General features: G+C 45.2%; 21 protein-coding genes and 2 tRNA genes. 12 read left to right on the forward strand and 11 right to left on the reverse strand.

From position 1 onward, the window contains the following. Positions 1-635: 635 nt before the first annotated feature. A tRNA-Ile gene (locus HN980_01555) sits at positions 636-709 on the reverse strand. Positions 710-1275: 566 nt separating this feature from the next. Here HN980_01555 and HN980_01560 point away from each other — a divergent pair. Further along, positions 1276-2172 (forward strand): DUF1207 domain-containing protein, encoded by an 897-nt coding sequence (locus tag HN980_01560; protein ID MBT6928172.1) that lies wholly within the window; start codon positions 1276-1278, stop codon positions 2170-2172. Between the two features lie 411 nt (positions 2173-2583). Here HN980_01560 and HN980_01565 read toward each other — a convergent pair whose 3' ends face one another. Further along, the gene (locus tag HN980_01565; protein MBT6928173.1) at positions 2584-4701 is read right to left on the reverse strand and encodes a hypothetical protein; all 2118 of its coding nucleotides are present in this window, start codon (positions 4699-4701) and stop codon (positions 2584-2586) included. Positions 4702-6051: 1350 nt separating this feature from the next. Between HN980_01565 and HN980_01570 the strand changes: the two genes are divergently transcribed. The 4 genes from HN980_01570 to rimO are packed head-to-tail and all read left to right on the forward strand — an operon-like array spanning position 6052 to position 10350. Next, positions 6052-6930, forward strand: a complete 879-nt coding sequence (locus HN980_01570) for an MYG1 family protein (GenBank protein MBT6928174.1) — start codon at positions 6052-6054, stop codon at positions 6928-6930. Further along, a complete protein-coding gene (locus HN980_01575; protein MBT6928175.1) occupies positions 6927-7265 on the forward strand; it encodes a histidine triad nucleotide-binding protein in 339 nt (112 codons plus the stop codon). Before HN980_01570 ends, HN980_01575 begins: the two co-directional genes overlap by 4 nt. Further along, a complete protein-coding gene (locus HN980_01580; protein ID MBT6928176.1) occupies positions 7249-8970 on the forward strand; it encodes a HEAT repeat domain-containing protein in 1722 nt (573 codons plus the stop codon). Before HN980_01575 ends, HN980_01580 begins: the two co-directional genes overlap by 17 nt. Before the next feature lie 48 nt (positions 8971-9018). After that, on the forward strand, positions 9019-10350 hold the full coding sequence (gene rimO / locus HN980_01585) for a 30S ribosomal protein S12 methylthiotransferase RimO (GenBank protein MBT6928177.1): 1332 nt from the start codon (positions 9019-9021) through the stop codon (positions 10348-10350). 775 nt (positions 10351-11125) lie between these two features. Here the strand turns inward: rimO and HN980_01590 are convergent. Beyond that, positions 11126-11761, reverse strand: coding sequence for a hypothetical protein (locus HN980_01590; GenBank protein MBT6928178.1), 636 nt, complete (start codon positions 11759-11761; stop codon positions 11126-11128). Positions 11762-11988: 227 nt separating this feature from the next. On the opposite strand from HN980_01590, the gene HN980_01595 reads away from it, so the two are divergent. Further along, positions 11989-12705, forward strand: coding sequence for a carbohydrate porin (locus tag HN980_01595; protein ID MBT6928179.1), 717 nt, complete (start codon positions 11989-11991; stop codon positions 12703-12705). A 188-nt stretch (positions 12706-12893) separates the two neighbouring features. Here the strand turns inward: HN980_01595 and HN980_01600 are convergent, their stop codons facing one another. Then, positions 12894-13310 carry a SufE family protein gene (locus tag HN980_01600; protein MBT6928180.1) on the reverse strand — a complete coding sequence of 139 codons (417 nt, stop codon included), beginning with the start codon at positions 13308-13310 and terminating at the stop codon, positions 12894-12896. Between the two features lie 2 nt (positions 13311-13312). Continuing rightward, complete coding sequence (locus tag HN980_01605; protein ID MBT6928181.1) at positions 13313-13744, reverse strand: peptidylprolyl isomerase; 432 nt, start codon at positions 13742-13744, stop codon at positions 13313-13315. Positions 13745-13864: 120 nt separating this feature from the next. Between HN980_01605 and HN980_01610 the strand changes: the two genes are divergently transcribed. Then, positions 13865-13938: transfer RNA gene (locus HN980_01610), tRNA-Arg, on the forward strand. A gap of 80 nt (positions 13939-14018) precedes the next feature. Here the strand turns inward: HN980_01610 and HN980_01615 are convergent. Genes HN980_01615 through rsmH form a run of 5 tightly spaced genes read right to left on the reverse strand, consistent with a single transcriptional unit; the run spans position 14019 to position 19455 of the window. Continuing rightward, the gene (locus tag HN980_01615; GenBank protein ID MBT6928182.1) at positions 14019-14699 is read right to left on the reverse strand and encodes an N-acetylmuramoyl-L-alanine amidase; all 681 of its coding nucleotides are present in this window, start codon (positions 14697-14699) and stop codon (positions 14019-14021) included. Beyond that, the gene (locus HN980_01620; protein ID MBT6928183.1) at positions 14696-16195 is read right to left on the reverse strand and encodes a UDP-N-acetylmuramoyl-L-alanyl-D-glutamate--2,6-diaminopimelate ligase; all 1500 of its coding nucleotides are present in this window, start codon (positions 16193-16195) and stop codon (positions 14696-14698) included. The genes HN980_01615 and HN980_01620 overlap by 4 nt, the downstream gene beginning before the upstream one ends. Beyond that, positions 16195-18210 carry a penicillin-binding protein 2 gene (locus HN980_01625; protein MBT6928184.1) on the reverse strand — a complete coding sequence of 672 codons (2016 nt, stop codon included), beginning with the start codon at positions 18208-18210 and terminating at the stop codon, positions 16195-16197. Before HN980_01625 ends, HN980_01620 begins: the two co-directional genes overlap by 1 nt. Beyond that, on the reverse strand, positions 18207-18497 hold the full coding sequence (locus HN980_01630; GenBank protein MBT6928185.1) for a hypothetical protein: 291 nt from the start codon (positions 18495-18497) through the stop codon (positions 18207-18209). Before HN980_01630 ends, HN980_01625 begins: the two co-directional genes overlap by 4 nt. Before the next feature lie 10 nt (positions 18498-18507). After that, the gene (gene rsmH / locus HN980_01635; protein ID MBT6928186.1) at positions 18508-19455 is read right to left on the reverse strand and encodes a 16S rRNA (cytosine(1402)-N(4))-methyltransferase RsmH; all 948 of its coding nucleotides are present in this window, start codon (positions 19453-19455) and stop codon (positions 18508-18510) included. A gap of 121 nt (positions 19456-19576) precedes the next feature. Between rsmH and HN980_01640 the strand changes: the two genes are divergently transcribed. Both HN980_01640 and HN980_01645 read left to right on the forward strand, forming a co-directional pair. After that, positions 19577-20056, forward strand: coding sequence for a DUF5399 family protein (locus HN980_01640; GenBank protein MBT6928187.1), 480 nt, complete (start codon positions 19577-19579; stop codon positions 20054-20056). 21 nt (positions 20057-20077) lie between these two features. Then, a complete protein-coding gene (locus HN980_01645) occupies positions 20078-20479 on the forward strand; it encodes a tetratricopeptide repeat protein (GenBank protein MBT6928188.1) in 402 nt (133 codons plus the stop codon). Positions 20480-20525: 46 nt separating this feature from the next. Here the strand turns inward: HN980_01645 and HN980_01650 are convergent, their stop codons facing one another. Further along, positions 20526-21701 carry a UDP-4-amino-4,6-dideoxy-N-acetyl-beta-L-altrosamine transaminase gene (locus tag HN980_01650; GenBank protein MBT6928189.1) on the reverse strand — a complete coding sequence of 392 codons (1176 nt, stop codon included), beginning with the start codon at positions 21699-21701 and terminating at the stop codon, positions 20526-20528. 60 nt (positions 21702-21761) lie between these two features. On the opposite strand from HN980_01650, the gene HN980_01655 reads away from it, so the two are divergent. From HN980_01655 to dnaA, 3 genes are all read left to right on the forward strand, one after another. Next, positions 21762-22931 carry an ABC transporter substrate-binding protein gene (locus HN980_01655; GenBank protein ID MBT6928190.1) on the forward strand — a complete coding sequence of 390 codons (1170 nt, stop codon included), beginning with the start codon at positions 21762-21764 and terminating at the stop codon, positions 22929-22931. A 55-nt stretch (positions 22932-22986) separates the two neighbouring features. Further along, positions 22987-25068 (forward strand): SpoIIE family protein phosphatase, encoded by a 2082-nt coding sequence (locus HN980_01660; GenBank protein ID MBT6928191.1) that lies wholly within the window; start codon positions 22987-22989, stop codon positions 25066-25068. A gap of 377 nt (positions 25069-25445) precedes the next feature. Beyond that, on the forward strand, positions 25446-26783 hold the full coding sequence (dnaA, locus tag HN980_01665; protein ID MBT6928192.1) for a chromosomal replication initiator protein DnaA: 1338 nt from the start codon (positions 25446-25448) through the stop codon (positions 26781-26783). Positions 26784-26873 lie beyond the last annotated feature (90 nt).

The following is a 26873-nucleotide window of genomic DNA, read 5'->3' on the forward strand; positions in this document are numbered from 1 at the left end:
TTCTACCACAGAGAACACAGAGGGCACAGAGAGAAAAGCGGCTGGGCTAGGGGTTTCACCCCTAGAACCCCGAGGATTTTTTGTCTTTTGGGAGATTGGGGGTCTGGGGGAAAATCCCCCAGCCAGATTGTTTTCTTTCTCCGTGTCCTCTGTGTTCTCTGTGGTAGAATGTCCTACTCCGAACTTTTTAGGACGCTTCACCTTCGCAAACTCTATCATCTGTTACCCCACTTTGAACCATGCCTAAAAAAGAAATATATAAAAACGAGGGAATATTGCGTTGCGACTATAACTATATTAATATCAAGGCACTGGGGAAAATGGTGTAAAGATTTGAAGCTTGGGAATGCAGTTACGCAGGCCTGACACCCATCAGTAGTTCTATGATAGTTTTTTGGAATTCTTCAAGAGAGCCTTCCCATCCTTTGACTTGAATATATCCTTGACCCATCGCGTCCTTTAAATCTACGTCGAGTTTTTCTGAAATTAATCTTACAACAAGAACCCCAGAACCAATATTATCCCTTTCTAAAACCTTGTAATGGGGTCAGGCCTGACATTCGGACATTTGAGGTTCACCAATCACCATTCACAGTTAAAAAAAAAGAGCTGCTAAGCAGCTCTTTTTTATTGAATGGGGCAACCTGGACTTGAACCAGGGACCAACGGGTTATGAGTCCGTTGCTCTAACCAACTGAGCTATTGCCCCGTAGTGGGAACATTTTTTCGAGGGCCTCTTTAGAGGTTTCTGTATAATGTTGAGGTAATGATATAAGAAGCTGACAAAAAACGCAAATAGATTTCGTATTTTTGGATGTTATGTTTTAGTTCCTTTTCATTGTCATCGTTCTAGCCCGTGATTTGGTAGCAATCAAGGCTTTGCTACAGTCCTGTAGATAGTAACGAAAATCTTTTGTCCCGTCGAGGAGAGGATTTTTGCGGATTAGCAAAAATCGCCGATGGCGGGACTCGCTTGCGAATTGCACCAGTCATAAAGCGCAGGTATTTTTGGCGTAAGCCGAAAATGAGCCCGCTTTAGCGGGTTAGGCGCTTTTTTAGCTGGTGCAATTCTTAGTAACGAAGCGACGGATGATGAGAGTGTGGCGACACGGCAAACAGGTGTCCAGAGGAAACTTCGTTTCCTTTGGCGGGAGAGGTTTGGAGAGGGCAGGGTCCCTTTCCAAAATGAAAGTGAAGAAATCTTTTGCTAATAAAAGCTTTTGTTAGCTATAAGGAGAGCCTTAGATTAATAGATAATAACAAGGTGTTATGCTGATGAAGAAGAATATTGTAGTGTTACTATTTTGTGCTGTGATGGTATGTGTTGGTGGGAGTATTTTTGGTGCTGACGACGTTAAGGCGGAGGCGTCGCAACGTGGAGAGTGGCTACCTAGTGGTTCAGAGCTTTTCAAGCCACCTATTGCCGACCCACGTATAGTATCGTATTCTGCGGGGTATCGTGTCAGCGACAGTGTTATTAGCCATTATGTTGCAGCGGTATCGTTTGGCGAGCCTATCCCTTTATATCGTTTTAATGAAGTATCGATAGGGGAGTTTGCAGGGGCGTTGCAGATCGACCTCGAGCCGGGGATATGGTCTGTCTTTGACACCAACAGAAGATCTTTACCTTTGATAAACACTGATTTTTCCATAGGGGTCGTTGCCACTTATGCTTTCGATATGTGGTCATTCCGCGCAAGGCTTTCTCATGTGTCTACTCATCTTGGCGACGAATACGTCATTAATGAAAGCATCACCGACACTCAGAGGCTTAACGTCAGCAATGAGACCTTTGACGTCATGGCGTCATATAAAGTCTCTGACGACCTTCGTTTCTTTGCTGGGCTGGGGTATATTCTTAATAGCAACAAAGAATTTACCATACAGCCGCTTTTCATAGAATATGGTGGAGAGGCGTATTTCTGCGAATACACCGACGCCAAGCGTAAGCTCGTCCACAAGCCTTTCTTTGCGTTGTATATCAAGAACAAAGAAGACGTACGCTTTAGCCCTGATATCAACTACTGTGTTGGTGTTGAGACAGACAAGACCGACAGTACCGGCAAGAGACTACGTGTCATGGCGGAATACCACGATGGCTATTCCCAAGAAGGGCAGTTTATGCGTGACAAGACGCAGTACTTCACCCTGAAATTCTCATTTGGTTACTAATTAATTAGTTCGGAATTCGGAGTAGAAATAGGATTTTTCACCACAGAGAACACAGAGAACACAGAGAGGGAAAAGAACATGGCTGGGGGATTTCCCCCAGACCCCCTTTTTCATTGAACATTGAACATTGAACATTGAATAAGCCCGGACACGGCAGTGCCCCCTCTCGACGTTGTCGTAAGAGTGAGGTTGTATCTTTACGCGCGCTATAGGAAAAACAAAGAAAAGAAGTGCAGTTAACGACAATGACGATAGCTGTGCGTCTGCTGCGCGCTCTGCGCAGTGGCGCTCTCTGTGTAGCTCTGTGGTTCTCCGTGGCTCCGTGGTAAAATCCTGCTCCTGGTCCTGCTCTTCTACGCTATCCGCTACCTGAAGGCTCCGTGGTAAAAAATCCTATTCTGAAATTTCGAGCTATTGTTCAACGATGACGAAGCCATCGTTGTATGTTGGTCCATCTTTCCCTATAGGCAGTGTGCCTTCGAAGAATTGCCGGTATATTTCGAGGCCTTGTTCGGCGGTTTGTATGCAGTAGAAGCAGTTGCTCGTCCATTCTGATCCGGCGATAGTGCCGGAATCGAGGTTGCATTGGAAGCGTGATGTTATCTTTTTCTCCCAGTATTCTGGAGTGCCGAAGAGTAATATCGGCGAGGCGTCATTACTTCCGACTTTACGGTTTACCGCTTCTAATGTGAACTCGAAGTCTGTCCCTATTCCTCCCATGAGGAAGATTGGCAGGTCGAGGTTGAATTCCGCCTGTCTTTCGACGACTTTGTCTATGCGGTATGTCATCTTGGCGTCGACATAAGGGTTTTGATGCTGTTCGTTGACGACGGTATTTTCATCGACCCTGAAGTCTACGATATTAGCACAAGAAAGGATATCGAGGTCTTTGGCGACATGGTTTCCTATCTCCATAGCGCCGGGGCCGCCGCCGGTGACGAGGGCGAGGGGTGTACCTTCGGCGAGTAGGGGGTGGTTGACGTCGGCGCGCATATCAAGGACGCCTTTTAGCAGGGTACGAAGCTCTTCTTCGAAGGTTCCTGATAGGAGGTTCGAGCCGTATATACCGAAAACCGTAGAGCGCAAGAATTTCGACTCCTCTTCTATAGGAACAAACATCCCAGAGTCTTTATTATCTTTCTTGAGGTATTGCAAGATCTTCCCAGACCTCTCGTCAACCCAATAGACTGGGATGGCGAAATTCGCAAGGTCTATAAGGAAGGCACGATCTTCATGGGAGAAGTATTCTCCATGAGAACGTGAAGGATACCGAAAATACAGGCCTTTTAGGCAACGCTGGACTTCTGGGCTCAGAAGCATACGTTTCATCAGCGGCGAAGGAAAATGCCGCGAAAGAAGTATCCCTTGGCTTGTTATAAGTCCGTTGCAGATAGCTCGCAAGAAGTGTGACGACGGCAGTGTTTCGACATATTTATCGATCATAAGAGCCTGACGATGGCTTTGGGCGATGCCGGGGAATTCAAAATGTGCTCCTTCGCTGGTTATCCAGTCGTCTTCGGTAAGGTCAAGGAGCTGCTTCCCTTTGACGACGAAGACAGAAGCAAGGAGGTTGTCGGGCTTCGGCGCCGTATCGAAAGCTTTGAAGATGACTTCTGGGTCTTCGATAAACGTTTGTAGTTGGTCTCTGTCGGAAAAGAAAACATGCTCGCGATGAGGCTCTAAAGTATAAAACTCAATGGGGATGTCTGTTATCTCATGAGAGCTTTCGCCGTATAGCTCATATACGTCGCCAGATGCCTTGGTGTCGGGCTGTAATATCGAAGCAGTGGTGTGTTTGTATCCAGGAGCAAGAAGAGAGTTGACAACACGTCCGAAGACGGTGCGGATATGTAAAGGCTCAGTCTTGACAAGAAGAGCCTCTCCAGAAGAAACGGTGCGGGAAAGGCCGTCTTCACGTTGTTGCTGTAGCTGTAAAAACGAACGTACCGAAAGAGGGGTATGAAGAGCCTTCTCAAGGCAAGGAAGAAGACCATGAACGTCGTCGCTGTAGACGAGCCTTCCAGGCTTCAAGCTAAGATATGCGACGGTATAGCCGTCGACCTTCTCAAGAGACATCTCCTCGCTGCCGTCCATGCCGCCAAGAGATAATAGCGGACGACCCTTCCTGTCAGAACGACCGAACATACGAAGAAGATAGTCGGGATCACGAACACGACGGCGATCGTCAGCAGCAAAAAGCCTGCCGATAGAAGCTCCGATGCTTAACAAGCTAAGCATCTTCTTGCCGATGTCATTGAGGGCGATGAGCTTCACAGAAACAACAGCAGAACGCGCCTTCTTGTCTAATATAATAGAAGTGTCGACACTGTTAATGCCAAGCTGCGCCAACGTGCTCTTTAAATTAAAGTGAAGATGCTCGTTGTCAAGATCAAGACCAATGAAAGCAGGGGAGATGTTCGTAATTAAAACCTCTGCAACAGAAGAAACGTCGTCTAAAATATTGTAAGAAGTTATGGCACCGTCAGGAGTGACGAGATCATAATGGTCGGAATAAAGATAGCTGGACATGCTCGATCTCCTTATATGTAATTGTAGATGCCTCTTTGCATAATGGATAAAAATACCCCATCGCAAGACATTTTTAAAAGGAAAAAATGGTGACGCCGATATCGAAAAAAACAGGGCTGCGCCTTTTGTCCCCCTGTTTTGTTGGGAGACTTCGCTTCAGGGGGGAGTTTAGTGTGGGTAAGGTGTTGGTAATGTGTAGATATGTTAGAAAAAAGAGGAGAAATATTATTATAACGGAGCGTGTTAGCGATGTGTTTTCAGTCGCCGCTATGACTTGTAATAGGTTGATATTTATCATGTTATAGCACAAAGAGCGTGAGATATTGTTTGGCGTTAAATATGTATATAGCGGAAGCAAATTTTTGTTGATATTGTTGACTAACAGTATGAACATGTTATATGAAAACCCTTGAAAAAACGGTTAAAAAGGCTCTTTCCACAGCCATTGTACACCATTTGTGTTGCTTGTTATGGTGTGTTTTCGATGAAAACAGGCGATTTCCTGTGGGAAATCTGTTGGTATGTAGGCGTTATCGACACTGATTTTGTTGTACATACGAGCATGTTATCTATTATTTATCCTGTGCTGCCACGTCGTAAAATCCCCGTAATGTCTTATATATCACTATGTTGCGATGATTATCACCACGTTTCCATGCTTCTTTATATTCTTGCTTGTTGTTGTCGTGAATTTGGTGAAAATAATGTTCATATATGTTCGTTATCTTGAAAATTAGGGGGTTATGAACTGATATTACGCACTGACCTTACGCGACAGCCGTTATTATGAAGGAATTTCGGAATAGGATTTTTCACCACAGAGGCTTTTTCAGTGATCAGTGACCAGTGATCAGTGATCAGTTATTCTATCCGCTAAACGCTATAACTATACGCTATAAAATCCCCAGACCCCCGTTTTCATTGAACATTGATCATTGAACATTGAGCAATGAATAAACCCGGACACGGCAGTGCCCCCTCTCGACGTTGTCGTAATAGTAAGGCTGTATCTTTACGTTTGCTATAGTAAAAACAAAAAAAAGAAGTACAATCCTCGACAATGGCGACAGCTGTGCGTCCGCTGCGCGCGCTCTGCGCAGTGGGCGCTCTCTGTGTGCTCTGTGTCTCTGTGGTGAAAAAATTGGGGTTTGTTATTTTTTATTGCAGGGGCGGCAGGCCGCCCTGAGGAGCTCCGTGGTAGAAAATGAGGCTAGATATTCAGAGCTTTATTAAACAGTGAATTGTAAATTGTGACCTGTTGTCACCGCGTAACGTCAGTTATGAATATCCTTGAGGAATAATGGTTCAAAAAGCCACAATATAGAGTTAATGACGTTAAGGAGTTGTATTATGAAGGATATTGTTTTACGTAGTGTTGGCATTCATGATGGAAAGTTTCATGCCGATGAAGTTACGGCTTGTGCCTTTCTTATTATGTGCGGTTGTATTGATCGTGACAAGATTGTTCGCACGAGGAGCTATTCCGAGCTTTCTCGTTGTGAGTATCGTTGTGATGTTGGCGGTGAGTATGACCCTGCCAGCAAGAATTTCGACCATCATCAGGCGAGTTATCGTGGTGCTATGAGCAGTGCTGGCATGATATTGTTATATCTTAAAGACGAGGGTTTGCTTACCCCTGAAGAGTATGATCTTTTCAACGATGCTTTTGTTCGTGGTGTCGATGCTCATGACAATGGCATCATCACCCAGGAAGATGGTACTATGACATTATCGCATGTTGTTTCGGGGTATAATACTATTGATGGAGGAGCTTCCTCAGAGACCAAAGACGCGAAATTTTATGAAGCTCTTGATTTTGTTTATGGGGTCATCGAGCGTCTTCGTGAGGGCTACGAGTATGCGAAGTCGTGTCATAGCGTCGTTGCTGAGCAGATGGCATTATCGGAACGTTTTCTTATATTCGACGCTGCAGTGCCGTGGCAGGAGCCTTTTTTCGAGCTCGGCGGCAAGGAGCATCCTGCTCTTTTTGTTGTAATGCCTTGTGATGGCAAGTGGAAGCTTCGCGGTATACCGCCGTCGTATAATGATATGGAAGTTAGAGTGCCATTTCCTGAGTCGTGGGCAGGGCTTTTAGGCGACGAGCTTCGTGAGGTGTCGGGGATACCGGGAGCGGTGTTCTGCCATAAGGGAAAGTTCATTGCTATCTTCAAGACTAAAGAGGCAGCGCTTGCCGCTCTAGACTATGTCCTTAACAAGGAGTGCTTATGACGACGATATTTAGTAAGATCCTTGACGGCGAAATCCCTTGCGACAAGGTTTTTGAGAACGAACGCATCCTTGCTTTTAACGATATAAACCCTGTTGCTCCTGTGCATATCCTAATTATCCCCAAGAGGAGAGGCATTGAGAGCCTTAAGGGCCTTAATGATGGCGATACTGCTCTTGTTGGCGAGATGGTTATGGTGGCGAAGTCCCTCGCCGAGGAGTATGGCGTTGCCGAAGGGTATCGTCTTCTTACAAACGTCGGTAATCATGCTGGGCAGGCGGTCTATCATCTTCATTTTCATCTAATAGGAGGGCGTCCTCTTGGCCCGATGGCATAGGTTTTTCCTTGCTTCATTTGTTGTGGTATCGACGCTATGCGGTAGCGATGCCCAAGAAGATATTGAGAAGGTCCGGGCGCATATCGTCATCGGCGACGTTCCTGCTGCGATACGTGAAGCCCGCGAGGGTGTTAAGAGGTTCCCTGACGACGAAGACACCTATGCTGCTTTTGTCGGCGCTCTTGCCTTAGAGGCTTCTGACAAAGAGATCGTCGCTGCATGGAAGGATTATTCTACGATATTCCCTGAAGGCGTGTTACGCGACGCCGTCCTAGAAGATATGGCGTGGGGGATAGTACGCAATGGTTCCAATGCATCTTCTGTGGTGGCGCGGCTGTCGTCTATGGTTGGTGCTGTTTCTTCCAACGACATACGCGCTGTAAATATCCTAATAAAGAATATGCGTGGAGCGAACTCGTTTCTCCGTGGTGTTGCTGTCAAGCTGGCGCCTTACCTTCGCGATAGTGCTCTCAAAGAAGAGCTTCTATCGCTTCTTGACAACGAACGCGACTGGTATGTACGTCTTGCTGTAATAGAATCTTTAGGGGAGATGCATGTCGCTGAGATCACAGAAAAACTCGAGTCTTTGCTCGACGATGAGCGTACTATGGCGGAAATCAAGATACAGTCGATAGAAGCCCTTGGAGTCCTTGTCGAAGACAATGCCGTCGAAGAGATACGCTCTCTGGCACAAAGCGACCGTGCCATCTTGAGGACGATAGCATGCCGTGCTGCTTTTTCTCTAGGCCTCGGCGACGCCGTTAAAGATGACGTCTACGACCTCCTCGACGATAATAACGCAGAAGTACGCGCTGCGGCGCTGTATGTTGTAGGGTGCTCGGATTATGAAGATATAGAACAACGTATCGAAGAAAGACTCGACGATAACGACTATCATGTTGCCATCACAGCAGCATGGGCTCTTGTACGTAATGGTATAGCTACTGCAGAAGAACTTTTCCCGCGATGGCTTTCTCATGAAAACAGCGATGTCAGGCGTTTCGCTGCAGCAGTGTTGGCGACGACAGGAAAATACGGCGTTGCTCTTGCCTATGACGTCGCTGTTAACAGCGAAGATATATACGTCCGTGCCAATAGCGCTTATGCCTTGATAGGCCAGCGTGAGCATGTCGATGTCGCTTGCGAAGCACTATACGTCCTTCTTGATGAAGAGTATGATAAAATTATGTGGGAAGGATATGGGATCTTCAAGACCTTGATGCCTAGCGATGTCGCCTATGACGAACGTATCCCTAACTACCCAGAAGTCGTCAACCAGATGACACGCCTCGATGTCCTAAAAAGCATCGCGATGTTCGACGGCGATAAAGCACAAACCATCGTCCAGAGATACCTTAAAGAACATTTCTGGGGGATAACGGGGTTCGCAGCGTTAACGCTGCTAGAAGAAGGCAATGACGAAGCTATCGATGCCGTACGCCTTGCTCTCAACGACGATGACGAAGCGATACGCGCACAGGCGGCGCTAGTAATGGCGTTGTGGGGCAAAGACCCTTCGGTAATATCAGTCCTTCACGAAGCATATCATGATGCTGATAGAGAGCTAAAGATTATTATACTAGAAGCTCTAGGATCTTTGGGCGATAAACAGTCGGTGCCTTTCCTTGTAGAAGCTCTCGACACACCATTCCAGTCGATGCGTATCGTCGCAGCATCGGCATTAATACAATGCGGAAACCATTAATCAATTATCAATGATCAATTATCAATTATCAATAAAGAGTTTATTATTATGACAGAAAAAAAAGGTTCTATATATTTTGTTAGCCTAGGATGCCCGAGAAACCTCGTAGATACAGAGGTTATGCTTGGCATCGTTATGGCCGAAGGCTATGACATCGCCACTACTATCGACGGCGCCGACTATATCGTTGTAAACACGTGTGGTTTCCTCGAAGAGGCTCGTCAGGAGGCAATATCTACGATACAGGAGATGTGCGACGAAAAGAAGGCTACGGCGAAGGTCGTCGTTACGGGGTGTATGGTACAGAACCATGGGGATACCATCAGAGAAGAATGCCCTGACGTCCATTATCTCGTAGGCTCCGGCGACACCGCAACAATCCTCGAAGCCCTCGAAGACAAAAATGTCGGAGAGACGGTTTCTTCTGCGAAGAGTTTCATACAACAAGGTGACACCCCACGGACGATATCGACGCCGCCACACTATGCATATCTCAAGATCGCCGAAGGGTGCCGAAAAAGATGTAGCTTCTGTATCATCCCCGACATCAAAGGGCCATTGAAAAGTAAGACGACACAACAAGTCGTCAAAGAGTTCAAGGGTTTTGTCGAAGACGGCGTCAAAGAAATAATACTTATAGCGCAAGACCTCGGAGATTTTGGTAAAGATACCGGAGAGACGCTTGCAGGGCTGCTTAAAGAGCTTTGTGCCGTCCCTGGAGACTACTGGATACGCCTTCTGTATCTGTATCCCGACGAGATAACCGACGAAGTCATCGACATAATAAAAGAAGACGACAGGATATGCCCATACCTCGATATGCCTATACAGCATATCAACAACACGATACTTAGTACGATGAGGCGTGCTACGACGAAAGAAGATATCATAGATATAATAACAAAGCTTAGAAAAACGCTCCCTGATATCGTTATAAGGACGAGTCTTATGGTAGGATTCCCCGGAGAAAATGACGAACAGTTTCAGGAACTCCTCGACTTCGTCAAAAAATATAAGCTCGACAACATCGGCGTATTCATATATTCTCCTGAAAAGGGTAGCACCGCAGAAACACTTCCAGGACAGGTCCACGACGACGTAAAAGAAAAGCGCTACAACGTCCTTATGGCAGCACAGCAGAAGATATCATACGGAAAAAATCGCGCTATGATAGGAAAGAAGATACGCGTTATTGTCGATGGATACCACCCAGAGACAGAGCTTCTACTTTCGGCGCGGACACAAGGGCAATGTCCCGACATCGATGGTACCGTCATCGTTAATGATTATACCCTCGTAGATACTATAGGGGAGTTCTACACCGCAGAAATTACCGACGCCGCCGACTACGACCTCATCGCTAAGATCATTGATAATTGATCAATGCTTAATGAGTTCGGAATAGGATTTTTCATCACAGAGCCACAGAGCCACAGAGCCACAGAGAACACAGAGAGGAAAAAGAATATGGCTGGGGATTCCCCCAGACCCCCTTTTTCATTTAACCCATGATTGCGACCTATACTTTGCCATAGGGTTTTTGCAGTGGTACAGGTGCGAAGATGAAAGACGAGCGAATGTTAAAACATTCGCGAGGATAGAATCAAAGCAGATGTGCTGCTGCAAAAAGATATATGGTGAAGCCAAATGATAGCAAATGGGCAAATAAAAACAATAAGAGATAGTAACGGCTTAAGATATCTATCTTCATATGTTTATGTCCTTGCCGGAGCTTTTTAGAAAGGAAAAAATGACCTGTTTCCTATAGCATCCATAGTGTCAGGCAACCTGACTCATTTTACTCTTCGCGAATAGTTACAACTATTCGCTTGTCGTTCAATGAGCCATCTTGTCCAACTCTATGGCGCTAAAGGAAATATAGGTCGCAACCATGGGTTTAACAATGAATAAACCCGGACACGGCAGTGCCCCCTCTCGCCGTTGTCGTAAAAATAAGGTTGCATCTTTACATTTGCTCTAGGAAAAACAAAGAAAGGAAGTACAATCAACGACAATGGCGACAGCTGTGCGTCTGCTGCGCGCTCTGCGCAGTGGGCGCTCTCTGTGTGCTCTGTGGCTCTGTGGTAAAAAAATCGATAGCGCGTAACATCAGTTATCAGTGATTTTACTATTCTCTAAACGCTATTCCTATCCGCTAATTTTCTTGTTCGCAGGAAAAGTGGTCATTGCGGTCGATGTTTATCATCTCGAAATATGTCCCTGTGATGGAATGCCATATTGATTCCTCGGCGCGAGCTATCGTCACGACATCGCCGACAGACCATGTTTCGCTAAGCTCTTCTTCGACAACCCATACAAGACCGTCATTTAAAACGATTCTTGTGTCAGAGTCCATGTCGGAGATCTCCGTGATGACACGCGTCGAAATGTTGTGCATCGAAACTACAGGGAAAAACGTCGCTGGGACGCTGGTGTCGTTGGTGATGTTTTTAAGATTATAGTATGGTGATGTGTCGTCAAGGGTGATGATAACAATGTCTGAAGGATTCCACGACGATACCGTCTCAAAGGCGTTGTCATCTTTATTGATGATCCACTGTGTGCCGTCTTCAAGAGCGACGACAGTGCCATTAATAGATATAGCGACAGGATAGTGATGGAAGACGGTGTTTTCTTCGTCAATAATCCCTGGAAGCGCCGTCTCGTCGCTTAGTGAATATAACCCCTCAACACCGGAACGTAACGATCCGACAAGAAAAAATGAAAAAATACCTACGAATACTATAAAAGAATATATAACCTTTCTTATGACATTGTTCTCTTTTCTCATAACAGTGTTCCCCTAGTTTAAATTTCATCCTAAAATTTATTATATACTATTTCTAGGGGTTTTGCAAGACATATTTCTTTTCGTGGTGCGATAATGTTTTTTTTATGATATAACTTTCAGAAAGAAAAGTCAGAGAATAAGACAAAGAACCGCTCAAAAAATTTCTATATAGTTTTAATAGTTAACGACGTATCGATAATACCAGTGAAAATAAAGGAGAAAATATTATGATGAAAAAAGTGTTTTACAGCTTTGCTGTTTTAAGTTTAACGATGGCCTCTTTGACGGCAGAAGATAGTAATAATAACAATAAAGAAGAGCGAGTCAACGCTTCCGAGCGCAGATTAAATTATAACGAATCTATTGCTAACAAAGAGAAGCGTGCTCAGCAAGAAGAGATGAACAGTGACGACGAAAATTCTGTTCCTAGAGTTGTTGAGAAGAGGGTTTTATCATATCCTCGCGGTTACCAAGCTTCTCAACATTGGCCTCTTTCAGTTTCTGCTAGCGGCGATTATATTGACTTTGAAGATGGCTCTGGGTGGAGTGTTTGTTATATGGATGCATATATGGCCCTTAATTGGCTTGCCAGCGATATTGTCTACATCGCTCCTCACAGAGATTTTTTCTCTATATATGATTATAGGTTGTGTAATGTCACTACAGGACAAGAAGTCAGAGCTAATTTTGATGTAGGGCCTCTTATTTATGGAGAGTTCACCCTTACTATTGTTGATATAGATTCATATGATAATACGATAGTTCTAAGCGACGGTACCATATGGAACATCTCTGCTTTCGACAGTTATCGTATGGGTGACTGGATTGTTGGCGATGCTGTGATCATCGGTGTCAATGATTTTGGTTTCTTGGCAATTTCTGAGCCATATATTCTTATAAACTCCAGCAATGGCGAAAATGTCCGTGCAGGCTTTAATTTCTAATTAGCACAATCATCACCAGGCACACCAGAGGATGAGCCGCTGTAGATTGCTCTACAGCGGTTTTTTAATGCTCAATGCTCAAGCAACTTCGATGCAGTTCTGAGTTCGGAGTTCGTGGTTTCGAAACTATCCGCTATACGCTATTCCTATCCGCTAATAAAAGCTATACGCTAAAAACTGATAACTGGTCACTGTAAAAGTTTCAGCGCTTCTTGTTTCATGCGTAGCATCATGCTGGCGAGGCCATTAGACCTTCCTATGGTGATACTTTTTGTTATCCCGATTTCTTCGAGGTAGCGCGGCTCTTCGGTGAGGATTGTTTCTGGTGTTTCGCCGCTGTATACGCTTATAAGCAGATACATCAGTCCTGCTGATATTAGGGCGTCGGCGGTGCCTTCGAAGACGACGCCACCATTGTCTAGGTGTGCATCGAGGAAAGCATTACTTTGGCATCCTGGAACGCGACGTTCTGCGGTTTTGAATTCTGAAGGAATAGGGGCAAGTTCTGCCCCTAGTGCTATAATTTTTTCGTAGATCTCTTCTTTAGACGAGCATCCAGAGAAAAGCTCTTTGATGCGCTGTTGTTTTTCTGCTAAAGAAGGCATTACTACGCTATTATCTCCATAAGCTCTATGTCGAAGGTAAGGTCTTTGCCGGCGAGAGGGTGGTTGGCGTTGAGTGTTACGGTCTCATCGGTTAGCCCTTCGATAGCGGCTACGGCGATGTTTCCGTCTTCATCTTGAAGCTGGATATTTTGTCCTATTACAGGAGTTATGTCTTCAGGGAAGTTCGTTTTTGGTACTTCGATAACCATATCATCGCGGTATGGACCATATGCTTCTTCGGAAGGGATGGTGATGATGTTGGCATCGCCGACTTTCTTGCCGATGACGGCATCGTTGAAGCCAAGGATGACTTGATCGGAACCGATGGTGAACTCTAGAGGGTCTAGGTCTCTAGAGGTGTCGAAGACGGTGCCGTCTTCTAGGGTGCCGGTATAGTGAACTTTTACTGTGTCGCCGTTTTTTACTGTAGTCATGGTATAATGTACTCCTTGTTAATATAATAAGCAGAGATTATAGCAGACGGCGATTATAACAAAAAGAAGTTTTTCTTGAGGATAACACATATGATGGTGTACGATGTTTGTTATATCCATGCCCCCGTAGCTCAGTAGGATAGAGCGGTCGCCTCCTAAGCGATAGGTCGTGCGTTCGAATCGCGCCGAGGGCAACAAAAAAGGCAGCCGTCGGCTGCCTTTTTCATTTATCATTGATAAGAATATATTCGGAGCAATGCTCAATGCTCAATGCTCAATGCTCAATGCTCAATGACCAATGAATCCCTTCTGCTATGCTGTAGGCAATGACGTTGAGGTATTGTGGTTTTTTTAGGATATGCATCTCTGCGGGGTTTGACATGAAGCCCCCTTCGACGAGGATTGCTGGCATTGTTGTTTCTTCTAGGACGGTGAAGTATGCAGGTTTTATCCCTCGTGATGGTGCTTTTGTATGTTGAATAAGGGCATCTAGAACATGTTGGGCATATTGCTTCGATGTCGTTGATGTCTTGTAGTAAAAAATTTCTATGCCGTTGGCTTTACGGTTGAGCGACGAGTTGTAGTGTATGCTGACGAATAGGTCTGCGTTGATTTTGTTGGCGATGGCGGCGCGTTTATATAGGGGCAGTGTTGTGTTGGCGTTTCTTGTGAGGATTACATCATACCCCATATCTTCTAGGTAGTTTTTTACCATCATAACAGTGGCGAGGGTCATATGCTTTTCTAGGTGACGCTTGTCATAAGAAAGCGCTCCTGGGTCTTTGCCGCCGTGTCCGGCGTCGATGGCGATGATAGTAGAGGCTTTTTTTATGATAGGAGTTGTCGTCGCCGATGTTATAAGGTTTTCGGTGTCTAATGTTGAAGACGTCTGCCGTGAAGAGCACGACGTTATGGCGATAAGTGATATGGCGAAGAGTATTACTGCGCGTATCATACGGTGACCTTTTTTTGTGATATATCGTTACAAAGCTCTTCGGCGATGGCGACATCGTCGAAAGGTATAGTTTTATGTGCGAAGTATTGTTTTTTCTCGTGGCCTTTCCCTGCTATTAGTACGGTGTCACCAGGTTCTGCGATTTTTATGGCGTAGTGTATCGCTTCGCGTCTGTCGACTTCGACGACATAGTTTGTGCCAGAGGAGAATGCACGGGTTATAGAGCGGCATATTGTTTCGGGGTTTTCATCGCGGGGGTTGTCGGTGGTGACGACGCATATGTCAGCATGTTGTTCGCAAGCCTGTGCCATCTTAGGTCTTTTGCTTTTGTCTCTATTGCCTCCACATCCGAAGACGATGATAAGACGATTTTTTGCGGTGCTTTTTAGGAAAGATGAGACGTTATGCAGGGCGTCTTCGGTGCTGGCAGAGTCGACATATACTTTTATGCCTAGGGGGTTCTGGACTTCTTGCATGCGCCCGGCGATTGCTGGGATGGAAGAAACCAACGGAGGGATGGTTTCGAAGGGGATTCCGTGTGTTACACCGAAGGCGACGACGGCGAGGATGTTGTAAACGTTATATTTCCCTGGGAAGCTCGTCGTGAAAGGCAGCGTGCTTCCACCATATGATACGTCGAAGGTGGTGCTTTCCCTTCCGTATATTATGGAAGAGGCACTGACATCGGCGTCGTTGTCGATAGCATAAGTTATTATCGGTGCCTTGCAGCTTTTTATGATATATTGATTCCAAGGGTCGTCAATATTTACGATGGCGGTCTTGTGGTATGGCATCAAGGCCTTTTTGTCGCGAGGAGAGAGGCCTTTGAAGAGTAGCGCTTTGCTCGAAGCATAGCGTTTCATCGTCTTGTGGTAGTCGAGGTGGTCTTGGGAGAGGTTTGTGAAGATGGCAGCATCGAACTGTATCCCTTGTACACGGTTTTGGTCGAGGGCATGCGATGACACCTCCATAACGGCAGCGTGGCACCCTTCGGATACCATGTTGTTGAGGAGGCGATAGTTGGTGATGACGTCGGGAGTGGTGTGAGAGGCCTCCTGGTGGTAGCTGCCGATGATGTATTGCAGAGACCCTACAAGCCCACACGGCTTCGAGACGCTATCAAGGAGGTGTTTTATCATGAAGGAGCACGTTGTTTTACCATTGGTGCCTGTGACGCCGACCATTAGGAGTTTTTTGTCGGGAGAGCCGTAGTAGTTCGCTGCTAGCGATGCTTCGACGTCAGGGACATCGGGGTGTATTAACTGTACGGTATTTTTGTAGAAGGGGTTGTAGATATCGGTGAGGATGGCGCTAGCGCCGGCGTCTAGGGCTTCAGGGATATATATATTTCCGTCGTACGAGCCACCGCGTTTTGCGATAAATAAATTCCCAGGAGCGGCGAATTTCGAGTTGGAGCACAGCCCCGTTATCTCTATCTCTTTAGAGCCTTTTATCTCTTCGACGTCGATATCTTTTAGAAGTTTTCTTAATTTCATTATTGTTCGTTCCATTGTTTGTATGTTTCGCGGAGTTCTTCGATCTCATCGAGCCAGTCGGCTTCTTTGGCGTCGCGGCGAGGGTCGCCGACAGGGTATCCGTGTGGGTCGTCGGGGGAGACGCCGAGGTATTCTAGTGTGCGGAATGCTATATTCCTGAACGCTGGCGATGCGCACGTTCCCCCATGCCAGTTTTTCCCTATATATGGGAGGTATACTCGTGATGGCTCGTCGATGACGACAAGAAGGACGAAGCGCGGATTCTTCAAAGGCGCGAAGCCGATGAAGTTGGAGATATATCTTTCGTCGGAATATTTGCCGTCGATTATTTTCTCCGACGTCCCAGATTTTCCCGCTTCGGTGTATCCGCTGATGTCGGCGCGACGTGCCGTGCCGCCCATCTTCGTGACATATTTCATCCCCTTGATGACCTTCTCTATGATGTCTTCGTCGAGGATTTTCGGAAACACTGTGACGTCGTCGCTTTTATTTTCTAGTATGACGTTTTCGCTGCCGTCGTCATGGTGTTCTACGATCTTTTTTACTATGGTCGGTGTTACAAGGAAGCCACCATTGGCGAAGATGCAATATGCTCTAGCATGCTGTATGCTGTTCATGATGATGTTATGTCCCATGGCTAGAGAGAATGGCGTTGGCTTCGACCACTGCAGAGCGCCGCTGGCATATTTCACGCCAGGGGTGGGGACAAGCCCCTGGGCTTCAGCGGGGAGCTCTATGTATGTCTTCTTTCCAAAGCCGAAGTTTTCTATCGCCTGACGATACCATTCGTCTCCCATAGTTTCGACGATACGCTGCGCAAGGCGTGCTACATATATATTCGAAGACTTTTGTAGGGCTTGGTACATGTTGAGGAATTTGTGGACGCGCCCGTCTTTGAGGTCGCGGGAGCGTCCCGGGAAATTTCCTCGGGAAGTGTCGAGCTTTTCGTCGGGGTCGAAGAGAGCCTCTTTTCCGGAAGCTTGTAGTTCTTTGTTGGCCTGCAGAGCGATGGCAACGGTTATAGGCTTCATGCTAGAACCCGGCTCATAGGCATCGGTGACAGCGCGTATCTTGGAGTCTTCGACAAGATCCTTGTCGTTGAAATATTCGTGGTAGTTCATAGGGTCGAAGAAAGGGTATTGTGCAAGGGCCATAATCTCGCCGGTAGCGGGTTCCATCATCACAGCCCAGCCCCCTACGGCTTTGGCGGTAGTGATGGCATGGGCGAGTTCTTCTTCGACGATGCTTTGTATATAGTGGTTGATGGTGAGGTATATGTCAGCGCCGTTATGAGGAGCGACGAGGAGCTCTCCCTTAGCAATAGGATTCCTTAGCGAGCGGATAATGCGCCGCTTTCCTAGCGTCCCTGTTAGCTGCTCGTTGAAGTATAGCTCTAGGCCTCCAGTAGGAAGTCCTTGTTTTGTGACCTCCTCTTTGGTGTCGCGGATGGTATGTAGTGCCTGACCTAAAAGAGACCCGAAAGGATATGATCGTTGATAGTCGTTGATGAAATATATTGCATTGCCGGCGATCTTGTTGGCGCGAGAATAGCCTCTCCACCATGTCACGATGGCATCGTGGGATTCTTTGTCGAGTTCGACGATGAGCTTTCTACTGCGGCTTCGGGAATATGTAAACTGCTTGTCAAAATGCTCTCGTGACGACAACGGCAGCGAAGCAAAAGACCATAACTCTTTGGCGATATCATCGTGGCAGCGTTCTGGGATAGAGGCCGGGTCGATATATAGGTGGAAGACAGGGACGTCGATGACAAGGGGCTGTGGAGATTCTGGATGGCGGCGATATAGCGAGGTGTTGGAGTAGAAACTTCCTCGGCGGAAGGGTTCCTTTATGACGATCTCATGGAGGTTCTTGGCTTTCTGCGACCACTTCTCGCCTTCGATGATCTGTATCGTGAAAAACTTTATTATCAACGCAGAGAACATCACCGACATGATTAGCGCTATCGTAAATATCCTATTGCGTATCGAGGAGGGTATTGTTGGAGTCTTCATGATTCTTCGACCATGATAAGGTGTTCTTCTTCGGTAACGACGATGATATCATCGACATAAGGATATGAAAGATGCCCGAACTCGGGCTTCCGCGACATCTCAATAAGGTTCTTCGGGCTTTCAAAACGCTCGATTTCATATTCTAGACGTTTGTTTTTAGAGCGCGTCTCGTTGATGCTCCTTGTAACGACAGGAATAGAAAGGCGTAGTTCCATGATATCGTTCTGGCTGTCGAGGTATAAAAAAACCATGAAAAAGGAAAAGGCGATACAGAAAAAAATCCTCATGATCAGCACCTTATTTGTTTTTGTCACCGAGCTTTTCAATAAAACGCATCTTGGCACTGCGAGATCGTGGGTTTGACTTTATTTCCTCAGGAGAAGGCGCTATAGGTTTTTTTGTTAATAACGTAACGGTAGGGTTTTCTTCAACGACGATGTCAGGGATGTCAGGAGAAGTGGAATGTTTGCTGGCAGCGAGACGGAAAACATTTTTAACAATCCTGTCTTCTAAGCTGTGGAAGCTTATGATGCCAAGACGCCCACCGGGACTTAACAACGCAATAGCATCGGGAATGACGGCTTTTAAAGCGCCAAGCTCGTCGTTGACGGCAATACGCAGCGCCTGGAAAACTAACGTCATAGGACTTATCTTCTTTCGGCCCAAACGTGGAAGATGTGGCGATAATAACTCGACAAGGTCGGTAGTAGTAATAAGCCTTTTCTTCCTACGACCATCGACAATAATTTTCGCAATACGACGCCATCGTGGCTCTTCACCATATTCACGGAATATCGTTCCCAGCTGCTTCTCTGTCCAGCGGTTCACTATCTCGCTGGCAGTAAGAGGCATAGAGGGGTCGCGGCGCATGTCAAGAGGGCCCTCCTGAGAGAAACTCATGCCACGAGAACCATCGTCAAGTTGTAACGACGATACACCAATATCTAGGAATATACCGTCGACACCATCGATGCCATGGTCTTCTACCGCCGCCTTCATATCGCGGAAATTGCTGCGTATCAGCATGATACGTTCTTTGTGGGCAGACAGATTTTTTTCGGCAATAGATAAGGCGTGGCGATCTTCGTCAATACCTACGAATGTTTTTATCTCTTCGTGTTCTTTTAGTATTGCTGAGGCGTGCCCTCCAAGCCCTAGAGTACCGTCTACGAACGTATTAATGTGTCGTTCGCGAAAAAAATGTAGAAATTCTTCTGCCAATACTGGTATATGTAACTCATTCATAATCACGATTATGGTGTTATATATACTTTTTTGCAACGACAATGAGAGAATGTTTTCATTTACTTAAAAAGATTTTTTTGCTACAATAATACTGTAGGAGCATAACAAAGGATTATTATATATGGAAAATATTTATAAGCTGCCGTTTCAAGTACATATAGAATATGCCCAACGAACACGCCTTATTGAGAGCGTTAATGAGCAGTACCGTATATCAGAAGCAGGATCTATTCCTTCACAGATGTCGGTAGTCAACACCTTCCCGCGCACTCTTGAGCTCGACATGCTTTTCGGTATGATGACCAGCAATGCTCCGTGGGCGATGTTTATGCCTCCACGAAAATTTTATTCGCAGCGACGTCCTTCGTTTATAAGCTATCGCGCGGCACCAAGCTTAGGGACCCTAGAAAAACAAGCAGCAGATTACTTGAAGCTTAAAAACCTTTCGTCTTTGTCAGACGAAGAAGGCGAAGAAGGCGAAGGAAGGGAAGAAGAGGAAGAAGAGAAGAGTGCATTATGTTCTTGTTTCGAGCAGCTAGACGAAATTAATTCTTGGAAAGGGCACATTCTCGGAAGAGTAGCAGAACTTTTAGCAGGGTAATATTTAGCGGGGTAACATATTATGAATGAAAAACATAGAGATTGGTGTGAGGTGCTGGGATGGGACGAAGAGCAGCTCGACGACCTTAAAATAACAGGATATTCATATATAAGGCAGGGGAAATATGAAATCGCCAAGCCTTTTTTCGAGGCGCTAACGGCTTTAGAACCTCACGAGCCGTATAACTTCCAAACCCTTGGAGCAATATATCTTCAGATTGGAGATCCTCAAAAGGCTCTTGAAGTCTTTGATAAAGCGCTTTCCCTAGACGAACAGCACGCCGTTACACACCTTAATAAAGCTAAAGCTCTTCTCGAGATAGGCTCTAAAGACGAAGGCTTCAAAATTATCGATTCCCTCGTCGTCCACGACGATGCTAAAATCGCCACGACAGCACAAGCTCTCGCTATGGCATACCGATAATTCAGTGACCAGTGACCAGTGATCAGTGATCAGTGATCATTGAGCATTAATTTGCATTCAGAATTTTTTTTATTGTAGACGATATCCTTGATACATCACTTCTTTCTATGTTGCAGTGCAGCGGTAATGCTAGCGTCTGTGAATAGTACCGTTCCATGTTAGGGAAGTCCGTTGATATATCGCCGAGGATATTCTTAAAGTAAGGCTGCTGGTACAAAGGGATATATAGCACCTGTGACCCAATGCCTTCGTCATGGAGGCGCTCCATTACAGCTTTGCGCGTTGTTTTGCATGCTTCGAAGTCGATCTTAACGACGAAGAGGTGTGGCGATACGGTGTTCTCTTGGGGGATTTCTAAAAAAGAAAGATTCTTTACGCCTTCTAGGTCTTCGTGGTACCACGAAGTTATCTTACGGCGTTTTTTTATGAAAAGGTCTATCTTTTTTAGCTGGCTGACGCCAAGGGCAGCGCTGATGTCGGTCATATTATAGTTGCCAGTGGCATCGACGACCTCGTGATACCACGGACCAGGACTGTCAGGGCAATCTCTGACGATGCCATTATTACGGAAAAGACGTAAGCGCTGTGCCATAGCTTCGTTGTTGGTGGTAACCATCCCCCCCTCCCCAGTCGTTATTGTCTTCGCTGGATGGAAGCTGAATACCGTCATATCACTATAGACACAAGAACCCACAAGAGGTCCGTTTTTTTCGTACGAGGAACCCAAAGCGTGAGAGCCGTCTTCGATGATGATGTCGTCGGGAGATAACGGCATATTCCCAAGACGTTCCATGTCGACAGGAAGCCCAGCAAAATGGACGGGCACAACGATATTTTTTCCTCGCGACGATGGTATCATAAGTTTTTCGGCGAGAGCGTCTAGGTCGATGTTTCCTGTGGTTTCGTCGATGTCAACGAATGTTGGAGAAGGCCCGCCGGAACGTATCGCCATCGTCGCCGTGGCAGCGAAGGTGTTTGGTGAGGTTATTAGCGTGTCATATTTTGTGATTTCTGCGGCATAATACGCAGCCTGTAGCGCCGAAGACCCGTTGTTAAAGGCTACAGCATAGCGAGCGCCACAATATTCGGCGATACCATTTTCGAAGCTCTCGACATAAGGGCCCCTAGTGATGACGCCACTAGTAAGAACGTCATTAACCTGCTTGATGTCTTCGGCATCAATACTATGATGAGCATAAGGTATAAATTTTTTCGTTGTCATTTTTTAAACCTTGGGTGTAACGTAATGTTTATCAACTTAAACTATAAAACATATCAAAATATGATGAAAGCATACTTTTCCCTAATTATTATTATGGCGTCATTATTGATGGCACCATGCTACGCTGACAAAACAGACGTAGAATACGCCGACAATACCGACACGGAGCAGGTCGTCGACATTAATGTCGACGTCGCCGACGCCGCCGATACGGAATACGCCGACGAGGCCGATGAGGAATACGCTGACGAAATCGATGAGGAAGAGCCTGAAGACGACGCCGAAGAAGAGCTTGAAGGCGACTCTGAAGAATCGGGCCTTATCAGCACGTCCCTTATGGTGCAATGGTTTCCGCAGGCGCAGTTTGCTGGGTACTATGTTGCTCTTGAAAACGGGATATATGAAGAATATGGCCTCGATGTCGAGATATTTTATGCTACACCCGATGAATTCGCCGTAGATTATCTTGTATGGGAGGAAGTCGATTTTATCACAGCATGGCTGCCGACGGCATTGAAAGAAAACGATAACGACAATAATTTTGTAAACCTAGCACAGATCGTTCAGAAGTCGTCGCTTATGTTTGTAGCGAAAAAAGAGTCGGGAATTTCCACGCTATCAGACTTCAACGGCAAAAAGATGAGCATATGGTCAAAAGATTATGAGGCACCCCCACGGATTTTTATCGCTAAGAATGGTCTCGATGTTGATGTTATCATGCAAGGCACTACAGTAAATCTCTTTTTGCGCGACGGTGTCGATATTGCAACGGCGACGTGGTATAACGAATACGATACCATAATAAACTCGGGATATGACCCAGAAGATATTACGACATTCTTTTTTAAAGACTATGGCCTTGACCTCCCAGAAGATGGTATCTATACCCGCGGAGATCTATACGAAGAAGATAGCGATATGTGCGACGCCTTTGTAAAGGCATCGCTAGAAGGTTGGAGATATGCTTTTGATAATAAAGAAGAAGCAATCGATATCATTATGATGTATATGGAAGATGAAGAAATTCCCGCTAGTAGAGTACATCAAGAGTGGATGCTCGACCGCATGGAAGAGATCATAAAAGGCGATAGCAATGAAATCTCGGGAGAACTTCGTGAAGAAGATTACCGCCGTGTTGTAGATGCCATGAAAGAAGAAGGCATCATAACTAATAGTATGGAATATAAAGAATTCTTTAAACCAATGATTGAGGCCCAGCCTTCGCCATAAGGTTTTTATGGTGTGAAGGCTAGCTGATATAAATCTGATATAGGAATTAATAGCGATGTTGAAAAATAAAAGCATAATGACAAGTCTTATCTTTACTGTTATAACAACAGTGATGATACTGTTTAGCGCCATCTTGGGATATAATTACTGGGTTTCGAGAGAAATCGTCGTCAACGGAATAGAGAAAAACGCCAATGATATCATCGAAGGCACTGCTAATGAAATACATGCCATATTGCAAAAGTTCGAGACAATAACAGAGACGGCAGCAGATCTTCTTGAAGATGTCGACGGTTTCTTCGAAAACGAACAGCAAAATCAGATTCTTAGAAGCATCGCAGTAAATAACCCAGGAGTTTTTGGCTTCTCAACATCATATGAACCATATGCCTTCCACCCTAATAGGTACTATTTCTCGTCATATTCATATCGCGAAGATGGTGAGGTTGTAGATGACTTTGAAGATGATCCATATGCCCCAGAAGAAGAATACGATGATTCTGAAGAAGAGGCCGAAGAAGACGCCGCGGATTCTGAAGAAGACTACGAAGATGAAGAAGAGTACGAGTACTTAGGAGAGGAAGAGGGTGATTATGAATATCTATACAATTATCGCGACTATTACCAGATACCATTAGAGCTAGAAAAACCGATGTGGAGCGAACCATACTTTGATGCTGGCGATGGTGGCGGAAATGTCGTTATGTCGACATACTCCGTGCCATTATATAAAACAATAGACGGGGAAAGGAAAATTATGGGCATCCTCGCCACAGACGTTTCCTTGGGATGGCTTAGAGATATGGTTTCGTCAATACAGATAGCAGAGACGGGATATAGCTTTTTGATATCAAGTAACGGTATGATGGTAGTACACCCTAATGAAGAGTGGGTGAGTAACGAGACAATATTCACCATAGCAAAAAACCTGGGCGACGATGAACTACGCACGCTAGGAAAAGATATGGTGCGAGGCGAAAAAGCCTTCGTCCCAAGAAAAAGCCTGGTAACACAAAAAGATGGATGGTTAGCATATATCCCTCTGGAAACAACAGGATGGTCTCTTAGTATATTCTTCCCAAAAGCAGAACTTATGGCAGGGGTGACAAAGCTTACAAAGACAATGATAATAATAGGTATCATTGGATCAATGATATTGGCATTCTTTATCGTCTTAATCTCACGAGCAATAACGACGCCAATACGTAAACTCGTGACAAAAACCAAAGAGCTCGCAAAAGGAAACCTCAATATACAAATAGAAAAGAGAGAAACAAAGAATGAAGTAGGAATTCTATATAACTCTTTTGCCACTATGAAAGACGACCTTAAAAAATATATTAAAGAACTTACAGATACTACAGCCGCTAAAGAACATATTGAAAGCGAGCTCAATGTCGCTCACGAAATACAGATGAGTATGATACCGAAAATCTTCCCGGCATTCCCCGAAAGAGAAGAAATAGATCTATATGCAATACTGAAATCAGCAAAAGAAGTCGGCGGAGACCTCTATAACTTCTTCATGCTCGATGATGACAACTTATGCTTCTTCATTGGCGACGTCTCTGGAAAAGGAGTGCCAGCATCACTATTCATGGCAGTAAGCAACACCCTTATCGAAACAATAGCACGCGAAGAAGGACACAACCCCAGAAATATCCTCACGAAAATTAATAAACAAATATCTGATGGTAACGACACTTGTATGTTCGTTACTCTGCTTTTCTGCATTTTCAATATGAAAACCGGAGAACTGTCATACGCCAACGGAGGACATAACCCTCCAATAATAATAAATAAGAAAGGGGGTGTCGAATACCTTGCATTGAAACCAGGAGTTTCTATAGGTATTGACCCCGATGCTATATACCATAACGAAAAATTGACAATGAAGCCAGGAGATAGAATATACCTCTACACCGATGGCGTAACAGAAGCCTTCAACACAAAAGGTGAAGAATATTCCGAAGCGAAACTCCTCGAAACAATGCAAAACATGGAACATGAAAAATTAAATGTTAAAGACGCTGTCGAAAATGTCTTGGAAAGCGTTAAAACATTCGCCGGAGAAGAACCACAGTCCGACGATATCACAATGGTAATGCTAGAATATATAACACCAGGAAATAGCTAGCGTATAGAAGAAAAATTATATTCCGAATTTCTTTCATGCTATACGCTCCACGCTATTCCTATCCGCTTTTCTTTTCTATCCGCTTTTCTTTTTATGTTGATAACTCCATAGTGGCAGGGATATAGCGGTATGATAATAAAATCTTCACCATAAACATGTTATGAACAATGCGGCAGGGAAAGTATTCAAAAAAATATTTTTTGCAGTGTTGTTCTCTTAGGGTCAATGTTTTACGGAAAGGATGCTTTTTTTTGTGATAATTTTCTTGCAGGCTAACGATCGACGTGCTAAAGTTTTCATCGTTATTTAAGAGAAAATGCGCCCACAATACATTGTGGAAACGTTGTTCATAACCTCGGAAAAAGGAAGCCTTTTGTATGGTCGCTTGTGAGATTGCTGGATGTTGGGGACAATTTATTGAATATATGAAGGGACGCTGTTCTGATACGGCGTTTCGTAATTGGCTTGATCCTATCGTTGTTATTGACGAAGACATTGAGCTTGTTACCCTTGAGGTTCCTAATATTTTCGTTCAGGACTATTTACTTTCGAATTACAAGAGCGAGCTTTGTAGTTTTCTTCCTGTACGTTCTAGTGGAGAGCCTGCTATAGAGTTTGTCATTGCTGCTCCTAAGAAGCGCGAGGCTGTTGCACCGACGATATCGTCGTCATCTCCAGTGTCAGTAGAGCCTAAGTATGTTATGAAGCTCAATGATTTTTATATTTTCGATAACTTCATCGAAGGCCCTGCCAATCAATTCGTTAAGTCTGCAGCGCTGGGAGTGGCGAACAACCCGAGCAAATCGTATAATCCTTTATTTATGCATGGTGGTGTAGGACTTGGTAAGACGCATCTTCTTCATGCCATAGGGCATCATGTGCAGAAGAACTACAAGCATCTTCGCGTGCAATGTATTACTACAGAAGCATTTATCAACGACCTTGTCGACAGCCTTCGTAATAAGTCCGTTGATAAGATGAAGAGATTTTATCGTAGCCTTGATGTGTTGCTTGTCGATGATATACAGTTCTTGCAGAACAGGCTAAACTTCGAAGAAGAGTTTTGTAATACCTTCGAGAGTCTTATCAACCAGAACAAGCAGATTGTGATAACGAGCGACAAGCCACCATCACAGCTGAAGCTTTCGGAGCGCCTTGTTGCGAGGATGGAGTGGGGCCTTGTCGCCCATGTTGGTATCCCTGACCTTGAGACGCGCGTTGCAATATTACAATATAAGGCCGAGCAGAAGGGCATGAAACTTTCGAGTAATGTAGCATTCTTCATAGCAGAGCATATATTCAGCAACGTACGTCAGCTTGAAGGCGCGGTAAATAAGCTAAGCGCACACTGTCGTCTTCTAAACCAAGACATCACCGAAGAGCTTGTTGAGATGGCGCTGAGCCAGATGCTATGCCATGCTCCACAGGAGAAGATCTCCGTAGAGCAGGTTTTGAAGAGCGTTTCTGCGGTGTTCCAGGTTCGTGTCAACGACCTAAAAGGAAGCACGCGCACCAAGGATATCGCCCTACCTCGTCAGGTTGCCATGTATCTTGCTAGGGAGATGATAAACGAGTCTCTTATGATGTTGGCGGCGTCTTTTGGTAAGACGCATTCGACGATATTACACGCTTGTAAAAATATAGAGTCCAAGGTTGAGAAGGACAATATGCTCAAAAGACAGGTTGAGATGGTTCGCAGGAATATTAGTACGTAGGGTAAAAAAAATAAGACAACATACTTTTTATCGTGTTGATGTTGACTTTTTCATAAAATAGAGATTATATATACGATAATATAGGTTACT

It is taken from the genome of Waddliaceae bacterium, assembly GCA_018694295.1.
GTDB lineage: Bacteria > Chlamydiota > Chlamydiia > Chlamydiales > JABHNK01 > JABHNK01.

Bases quoted from the DNA above. Each gene is read 5' to 3' on its own strand.
- dnaA (MBT6928192.1), top strand. From the start codon at position 25,446: ATGGTCGCTTGTGAGATTGCTGGATGTTGGGGACAATTTATTGAATAT.
- HN980_01595 (MBT6928179.1), top strand. From the start codon at position 11,989: ATGATGAAAAAAGTGTTTTACAGCTTTGCTGTTTTAAGTTTAACGATG.
- HN980_01590 (MBT6928178.1), bottom strand. From the start codon at position 11,761: ATGAGAAAAGAGAACAATGTCATAAGAAAGGTTATATATTCTTTTATA.
- HN980_01570 (MBT6928174.1), top strand. From the start codon at position 6,052: ATGAAGGATATTGTTTTACGTAGTGTTGGCATTCATGATGGAAAGTTT.
- HN980_01600 (MBT6928180.1), bottom strand. From the start codon at position 13,310: ATGCCTTCTTTAGCAGAAAAACAACAGCGCATCAAAGAGCTTTTCTCT.
- HN980_01560 (MBT6928172.1), top strand. From the start codon at position 1,276: ATGAAGAAGAATATTGTAGTGTTACTATTTTGTGCTGTGATGGTATGT.
- HN980_01615 (MBT6928182.1), bottom strand. From the start codon at position 14,699: ATGATACGCGCAGTAATACTCTTCGCCATATCACTTATCGCCATAACG.
- HN980_01645 (MBT6928188.1), top strand. From the start codon at position 20,078: ATGAATGAAAAACATAGAGATTGGTGTGAGGTGCTGGGATGGGACGAA.
- HN980_01625 (MBT6928184.1), bottom strand. From the start codon at position 18,210: ATGAAGACTCCAACAATACCCTCCTCGATACGCAATAGGATATTTACG.
- HN980_01575 (MBT6928175.1), top strand. From the start codon at position 6,927: ATGACGACGATATTTAGTAAGATCCTTGACGGCGAAATCCCTTGCGAC.
- HN980_01655 (MBT6928190.1), top strand. From the start codon at position 21,762: ATGATGAAAGCATACTTTTCCCTAATTATTATTATGGCGTCATTATTG.
- HN980_01620 (MBT6928183.1), bottom strand. From the start codon at position 16,195: ATGAAATTAAGAAAACTTCTAAAAGATATCGACGTCGAAGAGATAAAA.
- rimO (MBT6928177.1), top strand. From the start codon at position 9,019: ATGACAGAAAAAAAAGGTTCTATATATTTTGTTAGCCTAGGATGCCCG.
- HN980_01605 (MBT6928181.1), bottom strand. From the start codon at position 13,744: ATGACTACAGTAAAAAACGGCGACACAGTAAAAGTTCACTATACCGGC.
- HN980_01640 (MBT6928187.1), top strand. From the start codon at position 19,577: ATGGAAAATATTTATAAGCTGCCGTTTCAAGTACATATAGAATATGCC.
- HN980_01660 (MBT6928191.1), top strand. From the start codon at position 22,987: ATGTTGAAAAATAAAAGCATAATGACAAGTCTTATCTTTACTGTTATA.
- rsmH (MBT6928186.1), bottom strand. From the start codon at position 19,455: ATGAATGAGTTACATATACCAGTATTGGCAGAAGAATTTCTACATTTT.
- HN980_01565 (MBT6928173.1), bottom strand. From the start codon at position 4,701: ATGTCCAGCTATCTTTATTCCGACCATTATGATCTCGTCACTCCTGAC.
- HN980_01650 (MBT6928189.1), bottom strand. From the start codon at position 21,701: ATGACAACGAAAAAATTTATACCTTATGCTCATCATAGTATTGATGCC.
- HN980_01630 (MBT6928185.1), bottom strand. From the start codon at position 18,497: ATGAGGATTTTTTTCTGTATCGCCTTTTCCTTTTTCATGGTTTTTTTA.